6 protein-coding genes and 1 pseudogene are annotated in these 3,778 nt (G+C 71.8%); 4 read left to right on the plus strand and 3 right to left on the minus strand.

The window, feature by feature from the left end:
* From DW309_RS06105 to DW309_RS06115, 3 genes are all read left to right on the plus strand, one after another.
* Positions 1–382: DUF4127 family protein (locus DW309_RS06105; protein WP_136044859.1), on the plus strand; the 382-nt coding region annotated here is incomplete at its 5' end.
* A gap of 79 nt (positions 383–461) precedes the next feature.
* Positions 462–950 (plus strand): DUF2975 domain-containing protein, encoded by a 489-nt coding sequence (locus DW309_RS06110; protein ID WP_136034449.1) that lies wholly within the window; start codon positions 462–464, stop codon positions 948–950.
* Positions 950–1,177, plus strand: coding sequence for a helix-turn-helix domain-containing protein (locus DW309_RS06115; RefSeq protein ID WP_136044860.1), 228 nt, complete (start codon positions 950–952; stop codon positions 1,175–1,177). The genes DW309_RS06110 and DW309_RS06115 overlap by 1 nt, the downstream gene beginning before the upstream one ends.
* On the opposite strand, the gene DW309_RS06120 is transcribed toward DW309_RS06115, so the two are convergent.
* Positions 1,174–1,479, minus strand: a complete 306-nt coding sequence (locus tag DW309_RS06120; RefSeq protein WP_136044861.1) for an ArsR/SmtB family transcription factor — start codon at positions 1,477–1,479, stop codon at positions 1,174–1,176. The genes DW309_RS06115 and DW309_RS06120 overlap by 4 nt on opposite strands.
* Before the next feature lie 82 nt (positions 1,480–1,561).
* On the opposite strand from DW309_RS06120, the gene DW309_RS06125 reads away from it, so the two are divergent.
* Positions 1,562–2,794: an MFS transporter gene (locus tag DW309_RS06125; RefSeq protein WP_136044862.1), complete on the plus strand. Its 1,233-nt coding sequence runs from the start codon at positions 1,562–1,564 to the stop codon at positions 2,792–2,794.
* Between the two features lie 10 nt (positions 2,795–2,804).
* Here DW309_RS06125 and DW309_RS06130 read toward each other — a convergent pair whose 3' ends face one another.
* Both DW309_RS06130 and DW309_RS06135 read right to left on the minus strand, forming a co-directional pair.
* Positions 2,805–3,320, minus strand: a complete 516-nt coding sequence (locus DW309_RS06130; protein WP_240753133.1) for a hypothetical protein — start codon at positions 3,318–3,320, stop codon at positions 2,805–2,807.
* 126 nt (positions 3,321–3,446) lie between these two features.
* Positions 3,447–3,778 (minus strand): annotated as a pseudogene (locus tag DW309_RS06135) (MFS transporter); the annotation flags it as partial.

A 3,778-nucleotide genomic window follows, 5' to 3' on the forward strand; every position in this document is an offset into this window, starting at 1 on the left:
CGACCTGCTCGGGCGGCTGGAGGCGTTCGGCGGCTGGAACACGGCGGGGAACACGCTCGGCAGTGTGGTCGCGGTCGCGGCCGCCGCAGTGGTCGGCCGGGCCACGGGGTCGTTCGACGAGCGGGCGGCGCGGATCGCCCTGCTGACCCGGCTGCTGGACGACTTCGCGTATCAGGCCGTCGTGCGCACGGACTCCGGGCCGTCGCTGTTCCCCGACATCTACCCGATGGCGGACGACGCGCGGGTGGCCGAGGCGTCGCGGGTGATCCGTGCGGAGCTGACGGCGCTGCTGGAGTCGATGCTCCCCGCCGACGGCGTGCGCATCGACGAGCTGACGCTGCCGTGGCGGCGGTCGTTCGAGATCGGCCTCGTGCTGCGGTAGCTCCGGCGGCCGTCGTTCGCGCTTGCCTCATCGAACGATTAACGATAGATTCCTGTTGTTTCTCGACGGGAGGTGTCGCATGGCCAAGGGAACGACGATCGCGCTGCAGGTGGTGATCGCCCTCGCCCTGCTCGGGTCGCTGGTGGTGCAGACGGTGATCGCGCCGCTCGTGTACGCCGACCTGGAGGGGGAGGCGACGTGGGCGCGCATCACGCTGGTCGCGATCCTGGTGCTGGGCGTCGCGACGATGCAGGTGTTCGGGGTGTGCGTGTGGATCCTGCTCCGGAAGGTGCGACGGGGATCCCTCTTCTCGACATCCTCGTTCCGCTTCGTCGACACGATCATCGGGGCGATCCTGGCGGCGGCGGTGCTCGCGTGGGTGCTCGCGGCCCTGCTCGCCCCGGGCGAGATGGCGCCCGGCGTCGTCGCGCTGATCGGCGGTGCGGGAGTGGTGCTCGCCGGGATGGCCCTGCTCGTCGTGGTGATGAAGGCGCTGCTGCGGCAGGCGATCGACCGCGACGCGGAGGCGCGGGCCCTGCGGTCCGAGCTCGACGACGAGGTGATCTGATGCCGGTGGTCGTCGACATCGACGTGATGATGGCGCGCCGGAAGATCGGTGTCGGCGAGCTGGCGGAGCGCATCGGGATCACCCCCACCAACCTCGCCGTGCTGAAGAACGGCCGCGCGAAGGCGGTGCGGTTCACGACGCTCGATGCGCTGTGCGTGGCGCTGGACTGCCAGCCGGGCGACCTGCTGCGGTGGGTGCCGGACGACGACGGGGCGCGCGCGGACTAGCCCGGCAGTACGGAGTCGAGCAGCCCGGGGAAGCGGGCGTCGAGGTCGTCGCGGCGGAGGGTGAGGATGCGGCGCCGCCCGTTGGGCTCGTTGCGGATGACGCCGGCCTCGCGCAGCACCTTCATGAAGTGCGACTTGGTGGACTTCGGCAGGTTCGGGTCGGTCGCGTGGCAGGAGGCCATGTCGAGGGGACCGTCGGCGAGCTGGCGCGCGATGGCCAGTCGCTCGGGGTCGCTGAGCGCGAAGAGCACCTCGGTCAGCTGGATCTCGGAGCGCTCCGGGTGGGGCAGGTCGCCAGGCATGGTTCGAGAATAGTTGAACAATGGCGCGAGGGCGAGTACGCTCCGAGAGTTCGATGATTCTCGAACTGTCAAGGAGCCGCGCATGACCACCACCGAGCCCATCGTCACCGCCCCGCCCGCCGCGCCCCGGCGCCCCCGCCCGACCGCGACGCGCACCCGGCTCGGCTTCGTGCTCGTCGTGGTCGCGCAGATCCTGATGATGGCGGGAGCGAGCGCACCCTCGCCGTTCTATCCCGTGCTCGCGCACGACATCGGGTTCGCGCCGGTCGTGATCAGCGCGGTGTTCGCGGTGTACGCGGTCGCACTGCTCCTGACGCTCCTCACCGCCGGGTCGCTGTCGGACCACGTGGGGCGGCGACCGGTCGCGGTCGTGGGGTTCCTGATGCTCGCGGGGAGCATGTTCCTGTTCTGGCACGCCGACGCCGCGTGGGTGCTGTTCGTGGCGCGCATCCTCCAGGGCGTCGCGAGCGGGGCGCTGATCTCGGCGCTGTCGGCGACGGTGCTCGACTTCGCCCCCGGGGGTCGAGCGAAGACGGCCGCGCTGTGGAACGCGCTGAGCCCCGGCATCGGACTCGCGCTCGGTGCGCTCGTGTCGGCGGTCATGCTCGACCTCACCCAGGAGGCGCTGCTCGACGTGTTCGCCCCGCTCACCACGGTGTACGTGCTGCTCGCAGCGCTGTTCCTCGTCGTGCCGGAGACGGCTCTGCGGCGGCCGGGCGCGTGGGCGTCGCTGAGCTTCCGCCTGTCGATCCCCGCCGCGATCCGGGGCGACTTCTGGCGTGGAGCCCCGGCCGTCGTGGCGGGGTGGGCCACGGGCGGGCTGTTCCTGTCGCTCGGCGCGAACATCGTGGCGCGTGAGCTCGGCGGCGTCGCGCACGTGTGGCAGGGCCTCGGCGTGGTGCTGCTCGCCGGGGTCGGGGCGGTCACGGCGTTCGCGATGCGCGGGCGCTCGGCGCACACGAGCGTGCTGTTCGGCACCGCGGCGCTCGGCCTCGGCACCCTGCTGTCGCTCCTCGCGCTCGGGGTCGGCTCCCTCCCCTTCTACCTGGGCGCGGCCGCGGTCACGGGCATGGGCTTCGGCACGGCGTTCTCCGGTGTGGTCGCGTCGCTCGCACCGCGCATTCCCCCGACCGAACGCGCCGACACCTTCGCGGTGCTGTACGTGCTCGCCTATCTCGCGTTCGGCGTGCCCGCCGTGGTCGCCGGGTCACTCGTCGGCGTGGTCGGGCTGGAGGCGGTGTGCGTCGGGTACGGGGTGGTGGTGATCGGGCTCGCCGCGGTGGCGTTCACCCTCCGGGTGCGGGCGGGGCGGTAGCTCCGGGCGGTCAGGGGGTCGTCATCGGGGTGGTCGACACGTCGATGATCCCGAGCGGGAAGGGGCTCACGACGGACCAGGACCCCGAGGTGAACTGCTCGAGATCGATCGACTGGAACCACACCTGCGACACCACGACGGCGATCACGACGAGCACGCCGGCTCCGTACATCGCGCGCTCCAGCGTCCGCCGTGCCGCACGCTCGTCGGCAGCCTTCGTCACGCGACCGAGCGCGATCAGGAAGATCGCTGCGAGGGCGACGTAGACCAGCACGTTGGACTGAAGCGCCATCGAGACGCAGACGGGGGCCTGGTCGACCGACCGACCCTCGGAATCGACGAAGCCGCCGCTGCCGTCGTAACCGCCCGGGCAGTAGCTCTTGCTGCCCGTCATGAACGCGGAGTAGACGACGCCCGCGACCACCATCCAGATCAGAGTTCGTCGAATGCCCGCGATCACCACGGCGCCCGGGAGTGCAGAGGCGGCGGTCTCGATGTGCTGCGACGGTGGCGGCGTGAGCGACACGGGGTCTCCTTCGCGGTCGGTCCCCTTCATCATGGCGGAGGTGCCGGCGGAGAGGAAGGGTGCAGGTGCGCACGCAGCGGCCCCGCGCGTCGTACGGAAGCGACGCGCGGGGCCGACTGCCGCACCTCAGCGGCGGCGCCACACCGCGACGGTTCCCGCGCCGATCACGGCGAGCGCGGCGGCGCCGAGGAAGAGCCAGGAGAAGCCGCCCGTCATCGCCTCGGCGGCAGGGACACCGGCGGCATCGAGCGCCGAGGTGCGCAGTCCCGCGATCGTTCCGAGGACCGCGAGGCCGACCGCACCTCCGATCTGCTGGCTGGTGTTGATGAGTCCGCCCGCCAGTCCCGCCTCTCCCCCGTCGACCCCGTCGACCGCGAGCTGGGTCGTGGCGACGAACGCGCCCCCGAGTCCGACGCCGATCAGCAGCGTCGGCCCGAGCAGGTGGACGAGGAAGACCG

The organism is Microbacterium sp. K41, assembly GCF_004794395.1.
Classification (GTDB): domain Bacteria; phylum Actinomycetota; class Actinomycetes; order Actinomycetales; family Microbacteriaceae; genus Microbacterium; species Microbacterium sufflavum.